The following is a 21,542-nucleotide window of genomic DNA, read 5'->3' as shown; positions in this document are numbered from 1 at the left end:
CGTACAGGTCATCAACGCAGGTAATGCATCAGCACGCCCAACAGGGCAATCAGGCCGATGATCATCGCGAAGGCGTAGTGATAGAGGAAACCGGATTGGGTACGACGCAGCACGCCGGCTGCAACGTCCACAACACGTGCCGAGAGATTGACCACGCCGTCGACGATGTTGCTGTCGATCCAGCGCGAGACCTTGCCCAGCTTGACGCTGCCGCCGGCAAAGCCATCGATCCACAGCTTGTCGAAGCCGTACTTGTTTTCCAGCACCGAAACGATCGGGGCGAAGGTCTTGCGTGCCTTGCCCGACAGGTCCGGCTTCCACAGGTAGAACAGCGCGGCCAGCAGGAAGCCCGCCAGGGTCAGCCAGAACGGCGGCAGCATCATGCCGTGCAGCGCGAACGCCACCGGCCCGTGGAACTCTTCGCCCAGGAAGGCAACGGTGTTCTTGGCCGGATCGTAGAAGTCGACGATGCCGGTGAAGAACGTCTGTGCCTGGCCCTTGATCGCCTCGTGCGCATGGTGGCCGGCCCAGTCGGTACCGTGCAGCATCGGACCGATGCTGAAGAAACCGATGGCGATCGACGGGATGGCCAGCAGGATCAGCGGCAGGGTCACCACCCACGGGGTTTCATGCGGCTCATGCGGACCGTGGCCATGGCCGTGGTCGTCATGGGCATCGCCGTGGTGGGCGTCAGCGGCGTGGTGATCGTCATGGCCATGGCCATGATCGTCGTGCGCGTCGCGGAAGCGTTCCTTGCCATGGAAGGTCATGAACAGCAGGCGGAAGCTGTAGAAGCTGGTCACCAGTACGCCACCCAGCACCGCCCAGTAGCCATAGGTGGCCACCCAGCTGTTCTGCATGTGGGCGTGGATCTCGGCTGCCTCGATGATGGTGTCCTTCGAATAGAAGCCGGAGAAGAACGGCGTACCGACCAGGGCCAGCGTACCGATCCACATGGTGATGAAGGTGATCGGCATGTACTTGCGCAGGCCGCCCATCTTGCGCATGTCCTGCTCGTGGTGCATCGCGATGATGACCGAGCCGGCACCCAGGAACAGCAGCGCCTTGAAGAAGGCGTGGGTCATCAGGTGGAACACGGCGGCCGAGTAGGCCGACACGCCCAGCGCCACGGTCATGTAGCCCAGCTGCGACAGCGTGGAGTACGCGACGACGCGCTTGATGTCGTTCTGCACGATGCCGATCAGGCCGGTGAAGAACGCGGTGGTGGCACCGATGAAGAGGATGAAGTTCAGCGCGGTCTGCGACAGCTCGAACAGCGGCGACATGCGGGTGACCATGAAGATACCGGCGGTCACCATCGTCGCGGCGTGGATCAGTGCCGAGATCGGGGTCGGGCCTTCCATCGAGTCCGGCAGCCACACGTGCAGCGGGACCTGGGCCGACTTGCCCATGGCACCGATGAACAGGCAGATGCAGATGACGGTGGCGATCGACCAGATCACCGGCTCGTTCAGCAGCTGCATGCCCAGGATCGTGCCGTCCCAGATCTGCAGCTGGGCACGCGGGTCAGCCAGCATGCCGGCCTGCGAGAACACCTGCGAGTAGTCCAGGGTACCGAACACCCACAGCACGCCGGCGATGCCCAGCAGGAAGCCGAAGTCACCGACGCGGTTGACCAGGAACGCCTTCATGTTGGCGAAGATCGCGGTCGGACGCTTGAACCAGAAGCCGATCAGCAGGTACGACACCAGGCCCACCGCTTCCCAGCCGAAGAACAGCTGCAGGAAGTTGTTGCTCATCACCAGGGTGAGCATCGAGAAGGTGAACAGCGAGATGTAGCTGAAGAACCGCTGGTAGCCCGGATCGTCCTGCATGTAGCCGATCGTGTAGATGTGGACCAGCAGCGACACGAAGGTCACCACCACCATCATCATCGCGGTCAGCTTGTCGACCATGAAGCCGACGTGGGCCGAGTACTGGCCGACTTCAAAGAACGTGTAGATGTTCTGGTTGAACGGCTGCGCACCGCCCCAGAGCAGCTGGTAGAGCGTGTACATCGACAGGCCGCAGGCAACCGCAACGCCGAGGATGGTGATGGTCTGCGCGCCGAAGCGCTTGACCTGGCGACCGAACAGGCCGGCGATGATGCTGCCGAACAGCGGTGCAAGCACCACTGCGATCAACAGACTCTTGGAGAGAGTGATTTCCATCTGCGGATCAGCCCTTCAACGAATCGACTTCGCCGACATTGATCGTGCGGCGGGTACGGAACAGGGTCACCAGGATCGCCAGGCCGATGGCGGCTTCCGCGGCGGCGACGGTCAGGATGAAGAACACGAACAGCTGGCCGGACGGATCGCCCAGCTGACGCGAGAACGCGACGAAATTGACGTTCACCGACAGCAGCATCAGCTCGATCGACATCAGCAGGACGATCACGTTCTTCCGGTTGAGGAAGATGCCGGCCAGGCTGATGGCGAACAGCACCGCGCCCAGCGCAAGCATGTGGCCAAGGGTAATCACGGCTGGGTCTCCTCGCCGGCGGCCGGCTTGCTGTTGCTGTGCACGACCGGTGCCTCGGCGCCCATCTTGACCATGCGCAGGCGCTGGCCGGCCTTGACCATGGTCTGCTCGCCCGGGTTCTGGCTCTTCACGCCGGTACGGCGACGCAGGGTCAGCATCACGGCGGCAACCACGGCCACGGTCAGGATGACCGCAGCAAACTCGAACGGCAGCAGGTATTCGGTGAACAGCGTGCGGGCCAGCCAGGTGACGTTGGAGCTGTCGGCGGCGAGCGCAGCGGCGTTGTCGGCCGGGAACGGGGTGACCGCCCTGCCCTTCACGCCGATCAGGATCAGCATCTGCACCAGCATGGCCACGGCAACGATCAGGCCGACCGGCAGGTAGCGCACCCAACCCTCACGCATCTTGGTGGGGTCGATGTCCAGCATCATCACCACGAACAGGAACAGCACCATCACCGCGCCGACATACACCAGCACCAGTGCCACACCGAGGAACTCGGCGCCGACCAGCAGCCAGACGCAGGCGATGGAGAAGAAGGTCAGCACCAGGCAGAGCACGGCGTGAACCGGGTTGCGCACGCTGATCACCGCACCGGCCGAAACCGTTGCCGCGATGGCGAACACCCAGAAAGCGATATTTACCCAATCCATCTCTCGACCTCAGCGGTAAGCGGCATCGGCGGCGCGACGCTCGGCGATCTCGGACTCGAGACGGTCGCCCAGGGCCAGCAGCTGCGGCTTGGTAACGATGTTTTCGCCACGATTCTCGAAGTGGTACTCGAGGATGTGGGTTTCGACGATCGAGTCCACCGGGCAGCTTTCTTCACAGAAGCCGCAGAAGATGCACTTGAACAGATCGATGTCATAGCGCGTGGTACGGCGGGTGCCGTCTTCGCGCTTGGCCGAGTCGATGGTGATGGCCAGTGCCGGGCACACCGCTTCGCACAGCTTGCAGGCGATGCAGCGCTCTTCACCGTTGGGGTAACGGCGCAGGGCGTGCAGGCCACGGAAGCGCGGCGACTGCGGGAACTTCTCCATCGGGTACATCATCGTGTACTTGGGCTTGAAGCTGTACTTCAAGGTCAGCCAGAGACCGGCCAGCAGTTCGAGCAGCAGCAGGCTCTTGAAGTAATGGGTAATCCTGTTCATCACTTTAGACGCCCTTTTGAATCACGCCGAAGAACACCATGACGGCGGTAACCGCGATCCACAGAATGGCCAGCGGGATGAAGACCTTCCAGCCCAGGCGCATGATCTGGTCGTAGCGGAAGCGCGGGAAGCTGGCACGGAACCAGATGTAGGCACTGGCGAAGAAGAACACCTTGACGAACAGCCACGGTGCACCGCCCTTCCAGATCCAGTCGACCAGCGGCGAGACATCGCCGAAGTTGACCCAGCCCTGGATCGGGCTCAGCCAGCCGCCGAGGAAGAAGATCGAGATCAGGAAGCTGATCAGGATCATGTTCGCGTATTCGGCCAGGAAGAACAGGGCGAAGGCACCGCCGGAGTACTCGACCATGTGGCCGGCGACGATTTCCGACTCGCCTTCCACCACGTCGAACGGCGCGCGGTTGGTTTCAGCCACGCCCGACACCCAGTAGATGACGAACAGCGGGAACAGCGGCAGCAGGAACCAGTCGAAGAAACCGGAATTGCCGGCCTGCGCCATCACGATGTTGCTCAGGTTCAGGCTGCCCGACGCGATCATCACGCCAACCAGGGCGAAGCCCATGGCGATTTCGTAGCTGATCATCTGTGCCGAGGCGCGCATCGCACCCAGGAACGCATACTTCGAGTTGGATGCCCAACCGGCCAGGATGATGCCGTAGATGCCCAGCGAGGTCATCGCCAGCAGATACAGCAGGCCGGCGTTGGCGTTGGACAGCACGATCTGCGAATCGAAGGGCACCACCGACCAGGCCGCGAAGGCCGGCGCCAGGGTGATCAGCGGTGCCAGCAGGTAGATCGCCTTGTTGGCACTGCTCGGCTGGACCACTTCCTTGAACAGCAGCTTGAAGACGTCGGCGAAGGCCTGGAAGATGCCCATGCCCACGTACATCGGGCCGTGGCGGACGTGCATCCAGCCGATCAGCTTGCGTTCCCAGACCACATAGAAGGCCACCGAGATGATCACCGGAACGGTGATCACCAGGATCTTCAGGATGATCCAGATCAGCGCGCCGATGTCACCGAGGCCAAGCAGCCACTGGTGCAGCGGGTCGACCGCGTTCAACAGCAATTCGTTCATGCAGCCACCACCGATACGCGAGCGGCACCCAGCGGCGCGGTCGCGCCGTGGCCCGATTCAATCCAGACCGAACCCGCAGCGACGCGGGCGTCGACCACCACCGGCAGGGTGGCCTTGCCGGCATCGGTGCCGACCTTGGCCATCTGCCCTTCCTGCAGCTGCAGGCGAGCGGCATCTTCAGCATTCAGCACGATGCGCGGGGCGTTGTTGAGCGGATGCGACTGCAGCGCCGGGGCGCGACGGACCACCGCATCGGTGCGGTAGATCGCGGCGGTCGAAGCCACTTCCAGGCCTTCGCCGGCAACCGCCGGCTGCGCCGAAGCGGCGACGGCGACCGAAACCGGGGCCAGGCTGGCACGCAGGCCGGCCAGGTCGGTGAAGTCGAAACCGGCCACGGCCAGCTCGCCGCCCAGGGCGCGCAGCACGCGCCAACCCTCACGGGCCTCGCCCGGCAGCTTGCCGCCGGCACGGGCCAACTGCTCGCGACCATCGAGGTTGGTCAGGGTGGCGTCGATTTCCGGCAGCGCACCGATCGGCAGGATCACGTCGGCGACGTCGCGGGTCGAAGCACAGGCGAACTGGCTGAAGGCCACCACCTGGGCACCCACCAGCGCCTTGCGCGCGGCGGGTGCGTCGGCGAAGTCCAGGCCCGGCTCCAGGCCGTACACCACGTAGGCCTGGCGCGGCTGCGCCAGCATCGCGGCGACGTCCTTGCCGGCCGGCAGCACACCGGCGCGGGTCAGGCCAACAGCATTGGCGCCCTGCGGGATGCGGCACAGCTTGGCACCGGTAGCGGCAGCGAAGTCACGCGCGGCGGCGCGGATCGCGGCAGCCTGCGGGTGGTTCTCGGCGATGCCACCGACGATCAGTACGGTGTTGTTGCCGCCCTGCACTGCCGAGCGCAGCTCTGCGTTGGCCAGCGCGTCGACGAACTTCGACGGCGCAACGATCTGCTTGCCGGCGATGCTGAAGGCGAAGTCGAAGTCCACTGGGTTGACGACGTGGATCTTCGCGCCGTTGGTGGTCTGCGCCTTGCGCAGGCGGGCGTGCAGCAGCGGCAGTTCGTGGCGGATGTTGCTGCCCAGAACGACGATGCGGTCGGCGCCTTCGATTTCGGCCAGCGGCAGGCCGAACACTTCGGCGGTGGCGGCGTCGGAGAAATCGCGGTTGTTGACGCGGTGGTCGATGTTGCTCGAGCCCAGGCCCTTGGCCAGACGGGCCAGCAGCGCACCTTCCTCGTTCGAGGTGGACGGATGCACCAGCACGCCCAGGTTGTCGCCCTGGTTCGCCTTGAGAATCTCGGCGGCCGCGGCCAGGCCTTCGGCCCAGCTCACTTCCTTCCACTCGCCATTGACCTTGCGCAGCGGCTTGACCGCACGGTCTTCGCTGTACAGGCCCTGGTGCGAGTAGCGGTCACGGTCGGACAGCCAGCACTCGTTCACCGCTTCGTTGTCGCGCGGCACGGTGCGCAGCACTTCGCCGCGACGTACGTGCAGGAACAGGTTCGAACCCATCGCGTCGTGGTAGCCCAGCGATTCGCGCGCGGTCAGTTCCCACGGGCGGGCGCGGAACTGGAACACCTTGTTGGTCAGCGCACCGACCGGGCAGACGTCGACGACGTTGCCCGACAGCTCGGTGGTCAGCGGCTTGCCGTCGAAGGTACCGATCTGCAGGTTCTCACCGCGGTACATGCCACCCAGTTCGTAGGTACCGGCCACGTCGGCGGTGAAGCGGACGCAGCGGGTGCACTGGATGCAGCGGGTCATCTCGGTGGCGACCAGCGGGCCCATGTCCTCGTCCGGCACCACGCGCTTGCGCTCGTTGAAGCGGCTGACCGAACGGCCATAGCCCAGCGACACGTCCTGCAGCTCGCACTCGCCGCCCTGATCGCAGATCGGGCAGTCCAGCGGGTGGTTGATGAGCAGGAACTCCATCACCGAGCGCTGGAACTTCAGTGCCTTTTCGCTGCGGGTGGCGACCTTCATGCCGTCCATCACCGGGGTAGCGCAGGCCGGCGCCGGCTTCGGCGACTTCTCCACGTCCACCAGGCACATGCGGCAGTTGGCGGCAATCGGCAGCTTCTCGTGGTAGCAGAAGCGCGGAATCGAAATGCCGGCCTTGTCGGCCGCCTGGATGATCATCGAACCCTTGGGCACGACCAGGGACTTGCCATCGATTTCGATGGTCACGTGATCCGGTGGCACGTTCGGGTTTACGGGTTGCGCGCTCATGCGGCGGCTGCCTCCACCTTCTTGCCGTCAACCATCGAATGACCGTTGACGATGTAGTACTCGAATTCGTCCCAGAACTGGCGCAGGAAGCCCTGGATGGGCCATGCAGCCGCTTCACCGAACGCACAGATGGTGTGGCCTTCGATCTGGCCGGCCACCGCCTTCAGCTGGTGCAGGTCTTCCATCGTGGCCTTGCCGGCGACGATGCGCTCCAGCACGCGGTGCATCCAGCCGGTACCTTCACGGCACGGGGTGCACTGGCCGCAGGATTCCTTGTGGAAGAACTGGCTGATGCGGCAGGCGAACTTGACGCAGCACACGCTGTCGTCGAGCACCACGATCGCACCCGAACCCAGGCCGGAGCCCAGCGCACGGATGGTGTCGTAGTCCATCGGCAGGTCCTTCAGCTCGGCCGCGGTCAGCACCGGCATCGACACACCGCCCGGGATCGCGCCCTTCAGCGTGCGGCCCGGACGCAGGCCACCGGCCATTTCCAGCAGATCGTGGAATTTGGTGCCCAGCGGCACTTCGAAGTTGCCACCGTTCTGCACGCAGCCGGACACCGAGAAGCACTTCGGGCCGCCGTTGGCGGTCAGGCTCAGGCCCTTGAACCACTCCGGGCCGTTGCGGATGATCGCCGGCACCGAACCATAGGTTTCGGTGTTGTTGATCGTCGACGGCTTGCCGTACAGGCCGAAGTTGGCCGGGAACGGCGGCTTGTAGCGCGGCTGGCCCTTCTTGCCTTCCAGCGATTCCATCAGCGCGGTTTCTTCGCCGCAGATGTAGGCGCCAGCGCCCAGCGCGCCGTAGATGTCGATGTCCACGCCGCTGCCGAGGATGTTCTTGCCCAGCCAGCCGTTCGCATAGGCATCGGCCAAGGCCTGTTCGAAGTGCTCGAACGGCTCATGGTGGAACTCACCGCGCAGGTAGTTGTAGCCCACGGTCGAACCGGTGGCGTAGCAGGCGATCGCCATGCCTTCCACCACCGAATGCGGGTTGTAGCGCAGGATGTCGCGATCCTTGCAGGTGCCCGGCTCGGATTCGTCCGAGTTGCAGAGGATGTACTTCTGCATGTTGCCCTTGGGCATGAAGGACCACTTCAGGCCGGTCGGGAAGCCTGCGCCACCGCGGCCGCGCAGGCCCGAGGCCTTGACCATCTCGATGACCTGCTCCGGCGGGATCTTCTCTTCGAGGATCTTGCGCAGGGCGGCGTAGCCACCGGTCTTCAGGTAGCTTTCGTACGACCACGGGGTGTCGTAATGCAGGGTGGTGTAGACCACCTGGTGCGGCAGCGGCGCGGGGCCGACCGGACCCTTGGATTCGTGGTGATGTGCCATGCCCTTACTCCAGCCCGTCCAGCAGCTCGTCGACCTTTTCCAGGGTCAGACGCTCATGGTAGTGACCGTTGATGACCATCATCGGCGCGCCACCGCAACCGGCCAGGCACTCTTCCTCGCGCTTGAGGTAGACGCGGCCGTCCGGGGTCGATTCACCGTGCTTGATGCCCAGCTTCTTCTCGCAATGGCGGACGATGTCCTCGGCGCCATTGAGCCAGCAGCTGATGTTGGTGCAGATGGCCACGTTGTTGCGGCCCACCTTCTCGGTCTCGAACATCGAGTAGAAGCTGGCGACCTCGTAGGCCCACACCGGCGGCAGATCAAGGTACTTGGCCACGCCGGCGATCAGCTCGTCGGTAAGCCAGCCCTCGTTCTGTTCCTGGGCCGCATGCAGGCCCTGCAGCACGGCAGAGCGCTTGCGGTCCGGCGGGAACTTGGACAGCCAGTGATCGATGTGAGCGCGGGTCTTGTCGCTCAGCACCACCATCGGGTCGACGTCGCGCGCCGCCTCGAAATTACCTGTCGCCTTCATCGGCCGACCTCAGCGAAATGCATAACGTGAAATTCCAGAAACTGCGGCGCCGGCTTGCGCCGGCTGCCTGCAGCGGGCGTTGGCGTGGCGGACGGCATTACCGGTCAACCTCGCCGAACACCAGGTCGTAGGTACCGATCATCGCCACCACGTCGGCCAGCATGTGGCCGCGCACGACCGAATCGATCGAGGACAGGTGGGCGAAGCCCGGTGCGCGCAGGTGCACGCGGAACGGCTTGTTGGCGCCATCGGAGACCAGGTAGCAGCCGAACTCGCCCTTGGGCGCTTCCACTGCCGCATAGGTCTCGCCGGCCGGCACGCAATAGCCTTCACTGAACAGCTTGAAGTGATGGATCAGCGCTTCCATGTCGTCCTTCATGTCCTCGCGCTTGGGCGGAGCGACCTTGAAGTTCTTCACCATCACCGGGCCCGGGTTGGCCTTCAGCCACGCCACGCACTGCTTGATGATGCGGTTGGATTCGCGCATTTCGGCAACGCGGACCAGGTAACGGTCGTAGCAGTCGCCTTCCTTGCCCAGCGGGATGTCGAAATCGACGGCATCGTACTTGGCGTACGGACGCTTCTTGCGCAGGTCCCAGGCAATGCCCGAGCCGCGCAGCATCACGCCGGTCATGCCCCACTGGTGGGCCAGTTCCGGAGTGACCACGCCGATACCGACGGTACGCTGCTTCCAGATGCGGTTGTCGGTCAGCAGGGTTTCGTATTCGTCGATGCGCTTGGGGAACTCGACGGTGAAGTTCTCCAGGAAGTCCAGCAGCGAGCCTTCGCGCGAAGCATTGAGCTGCTTCAGCGCCTTGCCCTTGTGCCAGCGCGATTCCTTGTACTTCGGCATGTGGTCCGGCAGGTCGCGGTAGACACCGCCCGGACGGTAGTACGCCGCGTGCATGCGCGCGCCGGAGACCGCTTCATAGCAGTCCATCAGCTCTTCGCGCTCGCGGAAGGCGTACAGCATCACCGCCATCGCACCCAGGTCGAGCGCGTTGGAGCCCAGCCACATCAGGTGGTTGAGGATGCGGGTGATTTCGTCGTACATGGTGCGGATGTACTGCGCACGCTCCGGCGCCTCGATGCCCATCAGGGTCTCGATCGCGCGCACGTAGGCGTGCTCGTTGCACATCATCGACACGTAATCCAGGCGATCCATGTAGCCGATCGACTGGTTGAACGGCTTGGACTCGGCCAGCTTTTCGGTACCACGGTGCAGCAGGCCCACGTGCGGGTCGGCGCGCATGATGGTTTCGCCGTCCATTTCCAGGATCAGGCGCAGCACACCGTGCGCGGCCGGATGCTGCGGGCCGAAGTTCATGGTGTAGTTGCGGATTTCCTGCCGGCTTTCGGCGGCGTTGCTGGCGAATGCTTCGCCGGCCTGGTGTACGTGGCTCACTTCACTGCCTCCTGCGCGCGCTCACCTTCTGCGGTCTGCAGACGGGCGTCGTCGCGGATCACGCGCGGCACGCCGACGCGCGGCTCCACCGAGGTGACCGGTTCGTAGATCACGCGCTTCTTTTCTTCGTCGTAGCGGACTTCGACATTGCCGATCAACGGGAAGTCCTTGCGGAACGGATGGCCGACGAAACCGTAGTCGGTCAGGATCCGGCGCAGGTCCGGGTGGCCTTCGAAGATCACGCCGTACAGGTCGAACGCTTCGCGCTCGAACCAGTTCAGGCCCGGCCAGATGCTGGTCAGCGAGGACACCACCGGCAGCGCTTCGTCAGGGGCGAAGCACCGCAGGTGCATCATCAGGTTGTGCTGGTACGAGCGCAGCTGGGCGACCACGGCGAAGCGCTGGGTCGGCATGTGCTGCGGGCGGGCACCGTCGGCGCCGTTTTCCTCGGTGGGGAACTCGCCCCACGCGAAGCGGCCCTGGGCCTTGCCTTCGACGCCGCGACTGAAGCCCTGAGAAGACACGTCGGCGGTGTCCCATTCGTCGGAGCCATAACCAAGGTAGTCGACGCCGCAGAGATCCACGGCCTGTTCGAAACCAAACTCGTCACGCAGCGCCAGGGCGGTGGCGTGCCACTCGGCGGCAGGCACTTCCAGCGTCACTTCGCCGCGGGGTTCGACCACGATGACTTTCGCACCAGCGAAACGTGCGGACAGTCGGTCGATGAAGGATGCTTGCTCTGCCATGGGGGCTTGGCGCGCTCTTGTCAGGTGAAGGGGTCAGCGGGCGATGGTCTGTGTACGCCAGATCTTCTTCTGCAGCTGCAGGATCCCGTACACCAGCGCCTCGGCGGTCGGCGGGCAGCCCGGGACGTAGACGTCCACCGGCACCACGCGATCACAGCCGCGCACCACAGAATAGGAGTAGTGGTAATAGCCGCCACCGTTGGCGCAGCTACCCATCGAGATGACCCACTTCGGGTCCGGCATCTGGTCGTAGACCTTGCGCAGCGCCGGGGCCATCTTGTTGACCAGGGTACCGGCCACGATCATCACGTCGGACTGACGCGGCGACGGGCGGAACACCACGCCGTAGCGGTCAAGGTCCAGGCGAGCGGCGCCGGCGTGCATCATCTCGACCGCGCAGCAGGCCAGACCGAAGGTCATCGGCCACATCGAGCCGGTGCGCGCCCAGTTCAGCAGTGCATCGACGCTGGTGGTGACGAAGCCCTTTTCCAGCAGCGGGTTGTCGCCTTCCGGCCGCAGGATGTCATCAACCCGGCCTTCCGGCGTGGGGTTGTTCATGAGGCCATCGAGAGTCTGAATCACTCCCATTCCAGCGCTCCCTTCTTCCAGACGTAAATGAAACCGAGGAACAGCATGCCGACGAACAGGCCCATGGTGATGAGCGAACGGGCACCCAGCTCCATGAAGACCTGGGTCCACGGCACGATGAAGATGATTTCCAGGTCGAAGACGATGAACTGGATCGCGATCAGGTAGTAGCGCACGTCGAACTTCATGCGCGCGTCTTCGAAGGCCTCGAAGCCGCACTCGTACGGCGACAGCTTTTCCAGATCGGGGCGGCGGGGACCGAGGAATCGACCAACCAGCATCAGCGTAACGCCGATACCGGTGGCAACGATCAGAAACAGCAGAGACGGCAAATATTCGGCCAGCACAGCGATTCTCTCTTGCCTCTGCCGCCGCGCCTGCAGGCGCTTTGGCATGGGGGAGTGGACGGGAATCTGCCTGGCGCCTTGCGCGCCAGACGAACCCGCTTTACTTACAAATGGTGCCCAAGAGGGGACTCGAACCCCTACGACTTGCGTCGCTACCACCTCAAGGTAGTGCGTCTACCAATTCCGCCACCTGGGCAAACGATCACATCAGACTATCTTCCCGATGCGCCGCGTATTGTAACCGGCTTCAGTCTTTCTGGGAGCCTTCCGAAGGCATTTCTTCACCAGAAACCGAAGATTCCGCCTGAGCCGGCACATTCGCGGCCGGAACCGGGGCGGCCGGGACCGCATCGGCCTTCGGAACGGCCGGCAGCTCGCCCGCCGGAGCCGCCGGAGCGACGGCCGCCGGAGCGGACATCAGGCCCAGATCCTGGTCGGCCGCCGGGCGGCTGCCATGACCGGCATACCAGGCCATGAAGAGGCTGATGCCGAAGAACACGACAGCCAGCCACTTGGTCGATTTGGACAGGAAGTTCGAGGCGCCACGCGCACCGAACACCGTACCCGAGGCACCGGCACCAAAGCCCGAACCCGCCGCCGCACCCGAACCACGCTGCATCAGGATCAGCGCGATCATGGCCACAGCGACCAGCACGTAGACGACATTGAGGATCAACATCAGCATTGGAAACCGCCCTCGGACAAAACTTCTAGGATTAGTTCGCGGCCGCCGCCCTTGCGATGGCCAGGAAGTCCGCGGCCACCAGGGAGGCGCCGCCGACCAGCCCACCATCGACATCCGGCTGCGCGAACAGTTCCCCGGCATTGTCGGGCTTCACGCTACCGCCGTAAACAATGGGCAGTGAATCAGCGATTCTAGCATCGATGCGCGCGACTTCGCCACGGATGAACGCGTGCACCTGCTGCGCCTGCTCCTTGGTGGCGGTACGGCCGGTACCGATGGCCCAGACCGGCTCGTAGGCGACCACGGCCTTGGCGAAACCGGCCGCGCCGACCAGCTCCAGCACCGGCGCCAGCTGGCTGGCGATGACCGCTTCAGTCTGCCCGGCCTCGCGCTGCTCCAGGGTCTCGCCCACGCACAGCACCGGCACCAGGCCGGCGTGCTGGGCGGCGGCGAACTTGCGTGCGACCAGCTCGCTGCTTTCATGGTGGTACTGGCGACGCTCGGAATGGCCGACCAGGCCATAGCGGGCCCCGACCTCGACCAGCATGGCCGCGCAGACTTCGCCGGTGTAGGCGCCCTTCTCGTTGCTGCTCACGTCCTGTGCGCCAAAGGCCAGGCCGGCCTCGCCGAAGTCCTCGACCAGCTCCCCCAGGTAGGGCAGCGGCGGCAGGATCACCACGTCCACCCCCTCCAGCGGCAGCCCGGCGGCCACCTGCCCCAGCAGTTCATTGGCGAATTGACGGCTGCCATGCAGCTTCCAGTTTCCGGCGACGATCTTGCGGCGCATGAGCGGGTGGCTCCTGTGTGAAGTCAGCCGGTCATGATACCCGTTGCGGCAAAAATCCGTTTCCTTGTAAGCGGTTACATGGATTTTCAGCCAACGGCGCAGCCCCTCGTGGCGGGAGTTTGGTTGGGTTGGTCGCGGAAAGCCCGGTTGGATTGGCGGGCTTGGCCGGGCGGGTGGGGATGGCGGGGGACGCCGTAAACCCGTCCCTGGGGGCTTGGCCGCGGCATCCATGCCGCGGACACCCCCGCCATCCCCACCCGCCCGGCCTCTGACACATTCCGGCGGTTCCGCCCGCCACGGAAAGAAAAAGAAGATCAAAAGCAAAAGCGGCATTGCGGGTGGCTGCCGGGCTGGACCAGCCCCCTACCCCGCTTCGATCTGACAGATCTCATCCACGCATGGCGTGGATCTACTGTGTCGACCAAGGTCGACACCTACCCACCGTCACCGGGAATCCGTCGAAGGCGGGGCGGTGTGGGCTGGCAGGACCGTTGGCGCCATGGATGGCGCCATCGAGCCCCCAGGGACGGGTTCACGGCGTGTCCTGCCAACCCACACCGCCCCGCCCAACACGCAGAAACCCAGAGCCGATTTGGCTTTGGGCCTTGGCTTTGGCTTCGGCCTCTGCGGGTGCAGGGTGCAACCCTGCAAAGAAGAAGGCCGCCTTTCGGCGGCCTCACTTCTCTTTACTTCAGCTTGATCTCGCGCAGGCGTTCCTCGAGGAAGCCGTGGGCGGTGATCGCCTCCGGGTACCGGCTCGGGTTCTCCGGGGTGATGCAGGACGGCAGCACGTCGATCAGGAAGTCCGGGTTCGGGTGCAGGAAGAACGGCACCGAGTAGCGCGGCTGGCGCGCAAGCTCACCCGGAGGATTGACCACACGGTGGATCGTCGACGGATACACGTGGTTGGTCAGGCGCTGCAGCATGTCGCCGATGTTGACCACGATCGTGTCCGCGTCTGACGTAAACGGCACCCACTCGCCCTCATGCGACTGCACTTCCAGGCCCGCGGCGCTGGCACCGACCAGCAGGGTGATGAAGTTGATGTCGCCATGGGCACCGGCACGCACGTTCGGGATGTCGTCGGTGGTGATCGGCGGGTAATGGATCGGGCGCAGGATCGAATTGCCGAAGTTGGTCTTGTCGGCGAAGAAGTCTTCCGGCAGGCCGATGTGCAGGGCCAGCGCCGACAGCACGCGCGAACCCAGATTATCCAGCGCCTGGTACAGCCCGTAACCGCGCTCACGGAAGCCCTCGACCTCGGTCGGCCACAGGTTCGGCGCCATCACGTCACGATACTTGGAGTCGTCGGCGATCTCGCGACCGATGTGCCAGAACTCCTTCAGGTCGAAGTGCTTGGAGCCCTTGGCGGTCTCCACGCCGAAGGGGGTATAGCCGCGGGCGCCGCCGCTGCCGGCCACGTGGTACTTGCGCTTGACCTCCTCCGGCAGGGCAAAGAAGGCCTTGAAGGCATCGTAGGCAGCGTCGATGTCGGCCTGCGGGATGCCGTGGTTGCGGATGCCCGCGAATCCCCATTGGCGGTAGGCCGCGCCCAGCTCGGCCACGAAGGCCTCGCGGTCGCTGTCAAAACGGGTGATGTCGAGGGTGGGGATCTGGCTCACAGCGGTTCCTGGCTTGTCGTTGGGTCTGGGAGGGCCAGCGCATTCATGGCCCACCTGAACATTGTGACAGATCGCCCCGGGGACGCCACTCGATACGAAGAAACAAACCGATACAATGCGCAACCCGCGCGCGGATTAACGATTCCGTCACAACCGGGACTCCCGCCCTGTTCCACCTGCCCCCTCCGTCCTTCATGCGTCCTGCTGCTCCTTCTGCCGACACCTCCCTGCCCTCCGGCCCGGCACGCCATTGGCGACGACTGGCCTGGTGGTCGCTGTTCGTGGCCGGCAACGCATTGCTGGCCATGGCGATCACGCTCGGCAACGTGCCGTTGGCCGACAACCCGGGTGGCAGCGTGGGCCTGGCCTATCTGGCCGTCGCCCTGCCCGGCCACCTGCTGGCCTTCGGCGCCCTTGCCGGCCTGCTGCCTCTGCTGCTGGGCCTGTGGCCGCGCAGCGCACGCACGCTGAGCATCAGCGCCGTGCTGCTGCAGGGCCTGTGGCTGTGCCTGTTGCTGGTTGATGCGAAGGTTTTCACTCTGTATCGGTTCCACCTCAATGCCATGGTCGTGAACATGGTGTTCGGCGGTGCGCTGCAGGACCAGGTCGCGTTGTCGTGGAAAACCTGGCTGCAGGCCGGACTGCTGGTGGCCGCCATCTTCGCTGCCGAAGGCTTGTTGGCCTGGGCCTGCTGGAAGCTGCTGCCTGCCCCGCCGCGCCGCCGCCGGGTCCTGCAGGCCTGGGCCGTGGTTGCACTGCTGATGGCGGGCGGCCAGGTCGCCACGGCCTACTACGATGCCCGCGGCGACCGCGACGTCATCGCCCAGTGGAACTACCTGCCCTGGGCACAGCCGATCACCGCCAAGAGCTTCATGCGCAGGCTCGGGGTCATCAGCGAACAGCAGGCCGGCCTGCCCGACCCGCGCCATGCGCAGCTGCTGTATCCGCTGCACCCCCTGCGCTGCCAGAACCCACACCGGCCGAATGTGCTGATGGTGGTGCTGGAGTCGCTGCGTCAGGACGCCATGACCCCCGAGCTGATGCCCAACACGACGGCACTGGCCCGGACCGCGCGCGTGTACGACCAGCATTTCAGCACCGGCAATGCCACCCGCTACGGCCTGTTCGGCCTGCTCTACGGCCTCCCCGGCGGCTACTGGCAGAGCATGCTGGACGAACAGCGCGGCTCGCAGCTGTTCCAGGTGCTGGGCCAGCAGGGCTACGACCTGCACCTGTACGGCAGTGCACCGCTGTACAGCCCGGAGTTCGATCGCACGGCCTTCGCCGACGTGCGCGACCAGCTGCACCAGGGCCCCTCCGCCCTGACGCCCGACAAGCGTGACGCAGCCATCGTCGCCGCACTGCAGACCGACATCCGCACCAGCCAGGCCGCGCAGCGCCCGTGGTTCGGCTTCGTGTTCCTCGACTCCACCCACGCCGGCTACCACCTGCCCACCGGCTACCCGCCGGTGGCCACACCGATGGCCAAGGAGATCGACTTCCTGTCCTTCGGACCGGACCACGACCCGACGCCGGAGCTCAATCGCTACCACACCGCCGTGCACTACGCCGACAGCCTGATCGGCTCGCTGCTGGACGACCTTCGCGCGCAAGGCCTGGCCGACGACACCATCGTGCTGGTCACCGGTGACCATGCCGAAGAGTTCAACGACCTCAAGCTGAACTACTGGGGCCACAACGGCAATTTTTCCGACTACCAGTTGCAGGTGCCGTTCGTGCTGCACTGGCCCGGCCAGGCCAGCGGCCATGAGGCGCGCACCAGTTCGCATGAGGACTGGGTGCCGACGTTGATGCGCCACGCACTGGGCTGCGAGAACGCATTGAGCGACTTCAGTACTGGCCAGGACCTGCTGGCGGCACCCACCACCGGCAAACGTGCGCTGGTGGTGGAGAGCTGGTCGCAGCGCGCGGTACGCCATGGCGATGCCATCTACGTATTCGACAAGTTCGGCAACGCCACCGCGCTCGACCGGCACTACCGCCCGCTGCCGCAGCAGGCTCCGGACGCCGCCGCCATCCGCTCCGCATGGGAAGCGCTGACCCGCTTCCGCAACCGCTGATTTTCAAGGGCCGATCCTGCATGAACCGTCCGCTGCGCATCCTGCATACCGAAGCCGCCAAGGGAATGGGCGGGCAGGAGATCTACATCTTCCGGCACATGCAGGTGATGCGCGCGCGTGGCCATGAGGTGTCGTTGCTGTGCCAGCCCGATGCGCGCCTGGCCACACTGGCACGCGATGACGGTTTCACCGTGCATACGCTGCGCATGGGAGGCCTGGCGCGCCTGCTGCGTGGCGTGTGGTCGGTATCGCGACTGGTGCGCCGCGAACATTACGACGTGGTCAATACCACCAGCCGCCGCGATGCGCTGATCGCCGCCGCCGGTGCACGCCTGGGCGGCACGCCGCTGGTGGTGCGCTCGCGCCATCTGATGAGCCCGGTCAATTCGCTGCTGACCTATACCGGGCTTCCACACCGGGTATTGACCGTCAGCAGCTTCGTCAAGCAGCTGCTGGCCGACCGCGGCATTCCGACCGAACGCATCGGCATCGTGCCGCCGATCGCGGTTCCGCCGCGCTGGAGCGAGATCCGCAAGGCCGATCCCTGGCAGTGCCTGCAGGAGGTGCGCACGCAAGTACGTGCCGAGCTCGGCTTCGGCGAACAGGACATCGTGGTCGGCTGCGTGGCGGTGCTGCGCGAGCCCAAGGGCCACGCCGACCTGCTGCAGGCGATGGTGCCGTTGTGCAAGGCCAACCCGGACCTGCACCTGGTGATCGTCGGCGATGGCCAGGCCGTGACGGAACGACTGCAGGCGATGTGCGCCGAGCACGGGCTGCAGCGCCAGGTGCACCTGCTCGGCTACCGCGATGGAGCCTGCCGGCTGATGGCCGGCTTCGACATCTTCGCACTGGCCTCGCACAAGGAAGCAGCCGGCACCGTGTTCCTGGAAGCGGCTTACGTGGGCGTACCGATCGTGGCCACGCGAGTGGGTGGCGTGCCGGAGATGGTGGTCGATGGCAGCAATGCGATCCTCACCCGTTTGGGTGACAATGCCGCCCTGACAGGTGCATTGCGCCTGCTGGTGGACGACCCGGAACGGCGGCGGCAGATGGGGCGCGCTGGCTGGGACTGGATGCACGGCGCACATCGCTTCACGCCGGACGGCCACGGTGAAGCCACCGAACACTACTACCACCAGTGGCTGAAGGAGCTGGGACATGGCTGATGCGCGAACCGTTCCGGTGCTGATGCACCACCATGTCAGCCCCTCGCCGGGCATGATCACCGTGTCGCCGGAAAACTTCGAAAGCCAGATCGCGTGGCTGGCAGGCAATGGCTGGACCTCACTGACGCTGGACCAGTACGCAGGCTTCCTGGCCGGCAAGCCGGTGCCGCGCAGGTCGATCGTCATCACCTTCGACGATGGCTACCTCGACAACTGGGTGTATGCCCATCCGATCCTGCAGAAGTACGGCATGCATGCGGTGGTGTTCGTGGTCACCGGCTGGATGGGCGAAGGCCCGGAACGTCCGCACGCGGGCATTGCCGGGGCGACGCTGCCGCCGACGCCGGACCATCGTGGCTGCGAAGCCGCGATCTACGAGCAGGACCGCAGTGACGATGTGATGATGCGCTGGAGCGAAGCACGTGCGGCCATCGCCGCCGGCACCTTCGAAGTGCATTGCCACACCCATACCCATACCCGCTGGCTGCGCCGCGACGATCTGGACCGTGCGCAGCGCCGCGCAGGCCTCAGCCGGGATCTGGCGATCTCGCGCGAAGTCCTGCAGGACAAGCTCGGCGACGTGTCCGATACGCTGTGCTGGCCGTACGGTGATTTCGACCAGGATCACATCGAAGTGGCGCGCGAGCAGGGCTTCCGCTACCTGCACACCACCCATCCGTTCGGCCGCAACGTGATCGGCGGCGACCCGGAACGCATCTATCGTTTCGCGATCCGCAACCGGCCGGCCAACTGGCTGCGCAAGCGCATCCGCCTGAGTTACAACCCGCTGATCGCGCCGCTGTTCAATGGGTTCAAGGCACGCCAGAAAAAGATGGTGCCGGGGCCGTAGGCGCGACACAGCCCTGCCCGCAAACACAAAACGCCCCGGAATTCCGGGGCGTTTTTCCTGTACCGACGGGCAGGCGCCTCAACTGGCGGCTTCACGCACCGCAGCGGACAAGCGGTCCAGCGTCTGCTGCATCAGCGTGGCGTCATCGGCCTCCACGGTGACCCGCACCACCGGCTCGGTACCGGACGGACGCAGGAACGCGCGGCCACGGCCGGCTACGGCCTGCTGCGCCACAGCCAGCGCGGACTGCACGCTTTCAGACTGCACCGTGGCCTTGGCCGAGACATTGCCCAGGCGCACGTTGACGGTCTTCTGCGGCACCCGTACCAGGCCCTTCAGTGCCTGGCGCAGGGTCTGCCCACTGTTGCGCAGCGCGACCAGCACCTGCAGGGCGCTGACAATGCCATCGCCGGTGGTGGCCCGGTCCAGGCACAGCAAGTGGCCCGAGGCTTCGCCACCGAGTACACCACCGCCCTCGACCAATGCCTGGTGCACGTAGCGGTCACCGACGTTGCTGCGCACGAACGGGATCTGCAGATCGGCGAAGGCCTTCTCCACACCGTAGTTGCTCATCAGCGTGCCGACCACCGGGCCGCGCAGGCGGCCTTCGTCCTTCCAGGCGCGGGCCAGGATGTACAGCAGGTCATCGCCGTCGACCGGGTTGCCCTGGTCGTCGGCCATCAGCACACGGTCGCCATCACCATCGAAGGCGATGCCAAGATCGGCGCGGGTCTCGCGGACCTTGGCCGCCAGGTTGTCGATATGGGTGGAGCCCACGCCGGCGTTGATGTTGACGCCATTGGGCTCGGCCCCGATGCCGATCACTTCGGCACCCAGTTCGCGGAACAGCAGCGGTGCGATCTGGTAGGTGGCGCCGTGTGCGCAATCCAGCACCAGGCGCACGCCACGCAGGTCGAACGCGCGCGGCACGCTGGCCTTGCAGAACTCGATGTAGCGGCCGACCGCCTCGCGCGCGCGCGACGCCTTGCCCAGCTTCTCCGATTCGGCGGTGGTGAACGGAATGTCCAGCGCCGCTTCCAGGGCCAGTTCGGTGGCGTCGTCGAGTTTCTCGCCCTGGGCGGAGAAGAACTTGATGCCGTTGTCGTAATGCGGGTTGTGCGAGGCGCTGATGACGATGCCGGCGTCCACACCCAGCGTACGGGTCAGGAATGCCACCGCCGGGGTCGGCATCGGGCCGAGCAGCTGCACGTCGGCACCGGCGGTCACCAGGCCTGCTTCCAGAGCCGCTTCGAACATGTAACCGGAAATGCGGGTGTCCTTGCCGATCACCACGATCGGCCTGCGCCCGTCCTGGCCGCGCTGGGCGACCAGGACACGGCCCAGGGCGTTGCCCAGGCGCAGCACGAAGTCGGCCGAGATCACGCCCTGGCCGACCCGCCCACGGATGCCATCAGTACCGAAGTACTTGCGGCCTCCCATCAAGCCACCTCCGGCGCCGGCTGACGGCCCAGCATCGCCAGCAGATCGGACAGGCGGTCGCGCATCTCGCGGCGGTCGCAGATCTGGTCGATGGCACCGTGCTCCAGCAGGAACTCCGAACGCTGGAAGCCTTCCGGCAGCTTCTCGCGCACGGTCTGCTCGATCACGCGCGGGCCGGCGAAGCCGATCAGCGCCTGCGGTTCGGCGATGTTGATGTCGCCCAGCATTGCGAACGAGGCCGATACGCCACCGGTGGTCGGGTGGGTCAGCACCGAGATGTACGGCAGGCCAGCTTCACGCAGCTTGCCCAGCGCGGCCGAGGTCTTGGCCATCTGCATCAGCGAGAACAGGCCTTCCTGCATGCGCGCGCCGCCACTCTGCGAGAAGCACACATACGGGGCACCGATCTCGACTGCGGTTTCGGCGGCCAGCGCGAAACGCTCCCCCACCACCGAGCCCATCGAGCCGCCCATGAAGGCGAAGTCGAACGACGAGGCCACCAGCGCACGGCCCTTGAGCAGGCCGCGCATGGCGATCAGCGCGTCATATTCGCCGGTGTTCTTCTGCGCGATCTTGATGCGCTCGCTGTACTTCTTCTGGTCCTTGAACTTGAGCAGGTCGGTCGGCCCCAGGCGCGCACCGATCTCGGTGGTGCTGTCGGCGTCGAACAGGGCGGCCAGGCGCGCGCGCGCGCGGATCGCCATGTGGTGGCCGCACTTCGGGCAGACCTCCAGATTCTCTTCCAGTTCCGGACGGTACAACGCGCTGCCGCAATTGCTGCACTTTTCCCACAGGCCCTCGGGGACACTGCGCTTCTTGCTGGGGGTGTTGTCGGTGCGGATGCCGGACGGCATCAACTTGCTGAGCCAACTCATGCGGGAGGACACTTCCGTTCAGGGCGGCCCAAGGGCCGCAAAGGCGGACAGTCTAGCTCCGCTTTCCCCGCCCGTGCACCCCCTTGCCGGCCACGGGGCAGCCTGAAAAAACCATG

20 protein-coding genes and 1 tRNA gene are annotated in these 21,542 nt (G+C 65.3%); 3 read left to right on the top strand and 18 right to left on the bottom strand.

The features are described 5' to 3' along the window. Positions 1-11: 11 nt before the first annotated feature. From nuoL to AC5P8D_RS00265, 16 genes are all read right to left on the bottom strand, one after another. The gene (nuoL, locus tag AC5P8D_RS00340) at positions 12-2,171 is read right to left on the bottom strand and encodes an NADH-quinone oxidoreductase subunit L (RefSeq protein WP_049437085.1); all 2,160 of its coding nucleotides are present in this window, start codon (positions 2,169-2,171) and stop codon (positions 12-14) included. A gap of 7 nt (positions 2,172-2,178) precedes the next feature. After that, positions 2,179-2,484, bottom strand: a complete 306-nt coding sequence (nuoK, locus tag AC5P8D_RS00335) for an NADH-quinone oxidoreductase subunit NuoK (RefSeq protein ID WP_006381125.1) — start codon at positions 2,482-2,484, stop codon at positions 2,179-2,181. Beyond that, on the bottom strand, positions 2,481-3,137 hold the full coding sequence (locus AC5P8D_RS00330; RefSeq protein ID WP_049437083.1) for an NADH-quinone oxidoreductase subunit J: 657 nt from the start codon (positions 3,135-3,137) through the stop codon (positions 2,481-2,483). The genes nuoK and AC5P8D_RS00330 overlap by 4 nt, the downstream gene beginning before the upstream one ends. A gap of 9 nt (positions 3,138-3,146) precedes the next feature. Beyond that, a complete protein-coding gene (gene nuoI / locus AC5P8D_RS00325) occupies positions 3,147-3,635 on the bottom strand; it encodes an NADH-quinone oxidoreductase subunit NuoI (RefSeq protein WP_005417924.1) in 489 nt (162 codons plus the stop codon). A 4-nt stretch (positions 3,636-3,639) separates the two neighbouring features. After that, a complete protein-coding gene (gene nuoH / locus AC5P8D_RS00320) occupies positions 3,640-4,734 on the bottom strand; it encodes an NADH-quinone oxidoreductase subunit NuoH (protein WP_006381129.1) in 1,095 nt (364 codons plus the stop codon). Next, on the bottom strand, positions 4,731-6,965 hold the full coding sequence (gene nuoG, locus AC5P8D_RS00315) for an NADH-quinone oxidoreductase subunit NuoG (protein ID WP_392422016.1): 2,235 nt from the start codon (positions 6,963-6,965) through the stop codon (positions 4,731-4,733). Before nuoG ends, nuoH begins: the two co-directional genes overlap by 4 nt. Beyond that, entirely contained in the window at positions 6,962-8,302 is a 1,341-nt protein-coding gene (gene nuoF / locus AC5P8D_RS00310) for an NADH-quinone oxidoreductase subunit NuoF (protein WP_010486436.1), read from the bottom strand. The genes nuoG and nuoF overlap by 4 nt, the downstream gene beginning before the upstream one ends. Before the next feature lie 4 nt (positions 8,303-8,306). Then, positions 8,307-8,834 (bottom strand): NADH-quinone oxidoreductase subunit NuoE, encoded by a 528-nt coding sequence (nuoE, locus tag AC5P8D_RS00305; RefSeq protein WP_006381132.1) that lies wholly within the window; start codon positions 8,832-8,834, stop codon positions 8,307-8,309. A 97-nt stretch (positions 8,835-8,931) separates the two neighbouring features. Further along, complete coding sequence (locus AC5P8D_RS00300) at positions 8,932-10,239, bottom strand: NADH-quinone oxidoreductase subunit D (protein ID WP_010486430.1); 1,308 nt, start codon at positions 10,237-10,239, stop codon at positions 8,932-8,934. Next, on the bottom strand, positions 10,236-10,985 hold the full coding sequence (locus AC5P8D_RS00295) for an NADH-quinone oxidoreductase subunit C (protein WP_010486428.1): 750 nt from the start codon (positions 10,983-10,985) through the stop codon (positions 10,236-10,238). The genes AC5P8D_RS00300 and AC5P8D_RS00295 overlap by 4 nt, the downstream gene beginning before the upstream one ends. 33 nt (positions 10,986-11,018) lie before the next feature. After that, positions 11,019-11,573: a NuoB/complex I 20 kDa subunit family protein gene (locus AC5P8D_RS00290; RefSeq protein WP_005410463.1), complete on the bottom strand. Its 555-nt coding sequence runs from the start codon at positions 11,571-11,573 to the stop codon at positions 11,019-11,021. Continuing rightward, positions 11,564-11,920 carry an NADH-quinone oxidoreductase subunit A gene (locus tag AC5P8D_RS00285; protein WP_010486426.1) on the bottom strand — a complete coding sequence of 119 codons (357 nt, stop codon included), beginning with the start codon at positions 11,918-11,920 and terminating at the stop codon, positions 11,564-11,566. Before AC5P8D_RS00285 ends, AC5P8D_RS00290 begins: the two co-directional genes overlap by 10 nt. A gap of 111 nt (positions 11,921-12,031) precedes the next feature. Beyond that, a tRNA-Leu gene (locus tag AC5P8D_RS00280) sits at positions 12,032-12,116 on the bottom strand. Positions 12,117-12,167: 51 nt separating this feature from the next. Further along, positions 12,168-12,605, bottom strand: a complete 438-nt coding sequence (gene secG, locus AC5P8D_RS00275) for a preprotein translocase subunit SecG (protein WP_495202985.1) — start codon at positions 12,603-12,605, stop codon at positions 12,168-12,170. 31 nt (positions 12,606-12,636) lie between these two features. Further along, the gene (tpiA, locus tag AC5P8D_RS00270) at positions 12,637-13,392 is read right to left on the bottom strand and encodes a triose-phosphate isomerase (protein WP_010486422.1); all 756 of its coding nucleotides are present in this window, start codon (positions 13,390-13,392) and stop codon (positions 12,637-12,639) included. A gap of 686 nt (positions 13,393-14,078) precedes the next feature. Continuing rightward, complete coding sequence (locus tag AC5P8D_RS00265) at positions 14,079-15,014, bottom strand: isopenicillin N synthase family dioxygenase (RefSeq protein ID WP_010483082.1); 936 nt, start codon at positions 15,012-15,014, stop codon at positions 14,079-14,081. Between the two features lie 194 nt (positions 15,015-15,208). Between AC5P8D_RS00265 and AC5P8D_RS00260 the strand changes: the two genes are divergently transcribed. Genes AC5P8D_RS00260 through AC5P8D_RS00250 form a run of 3 tightly spaced genes read left to right on the top strand, consistent with a single transcriptional unit; the run spans position 15,209 to position 19,111 of the window. After that, positions 15,209-17,095, top strand: a complete 1,887-nt coding sequence (locus tag AC5P8D_RS00260; RefSeq protein ID WP_049454948.1) for a DUF3413 domain-containing protein — start codon at positions 15,209-15,211, stop codon at positions 17,093-17,095. Between the two features lie 20 nt (positions 17,096-17,115). Then, positions 17,116-18,261 carry a glycosyltransferase family 4 protein gene (locus AC5P8D_RS00255; RefSeq protein WP_029379853.1) on the top strand — a complete coding sequence of 382 codons (1,146 nt, stop codon included), beginning with the start codon at positions 17,116-17,118 and terminating at the stop codon, positions 18,259-18,261. After that, positions 18,254-19,111: a polysaccharide deacetylase family protein gene (locus tag AC5P8D_RS00250; RefSeq protein WP_010483075.1), complete on the top strand. Its 858-nt coding sequence runs from the start codon at positions 18,254-18,256 to the stop codon at positions 19,109-19,111. Before AC5P8D_RS00255 ends, AC5P8D_RS00250 begins: the two co-directional genes overlap by 8 nt. A gap of 78 nt (positions 19,112-19,189) precedes the next feature. Here the strand turns inward: AC5P8D_RS00250 and glmM are convergent, their stop codons facing one another. Together glmM and accD are read right to left on the bottom strand one after the other, a co-directional pair. Beyond that, positions 19,190-20,551: a phosphoglucosamine mutase gene (gene glmM, locus AC5P8D_RS00245; protein ID WP_495202984.1), complete on the bottom strand. Its 1,362-nt coding sequence runs from the start codon at positions 20,549-20,551 to the stop codon at positions 19,190-19,192. Next, positions 20,551-21,426, bottom strand: a complete 876-nt coding sequence (accD, locus tag AC5P8D_RS00240) for an acetyl-CoA carboxylase, carboxyltransferase subunit beta (RefSeq protein WP_005410473.1) — start codon at positions 21,424-21,426, stop codon at positions 20,551-20,553. The genes glmM and accD overlap by 1 nt, the downstream gene beginning before the upstream one ends. Positions 21,427-21,542 lie beyond the last annotated feature (116 nt).

It is taken from the genome of Stenotrophomonas sp. YJH_SMC_101-4 (assembly GCF_059370395.1).
Note: the sequence above shows the minus strand (reverse complement) of the source record. Positions and strands in the feature narration are given on the sequence as shown.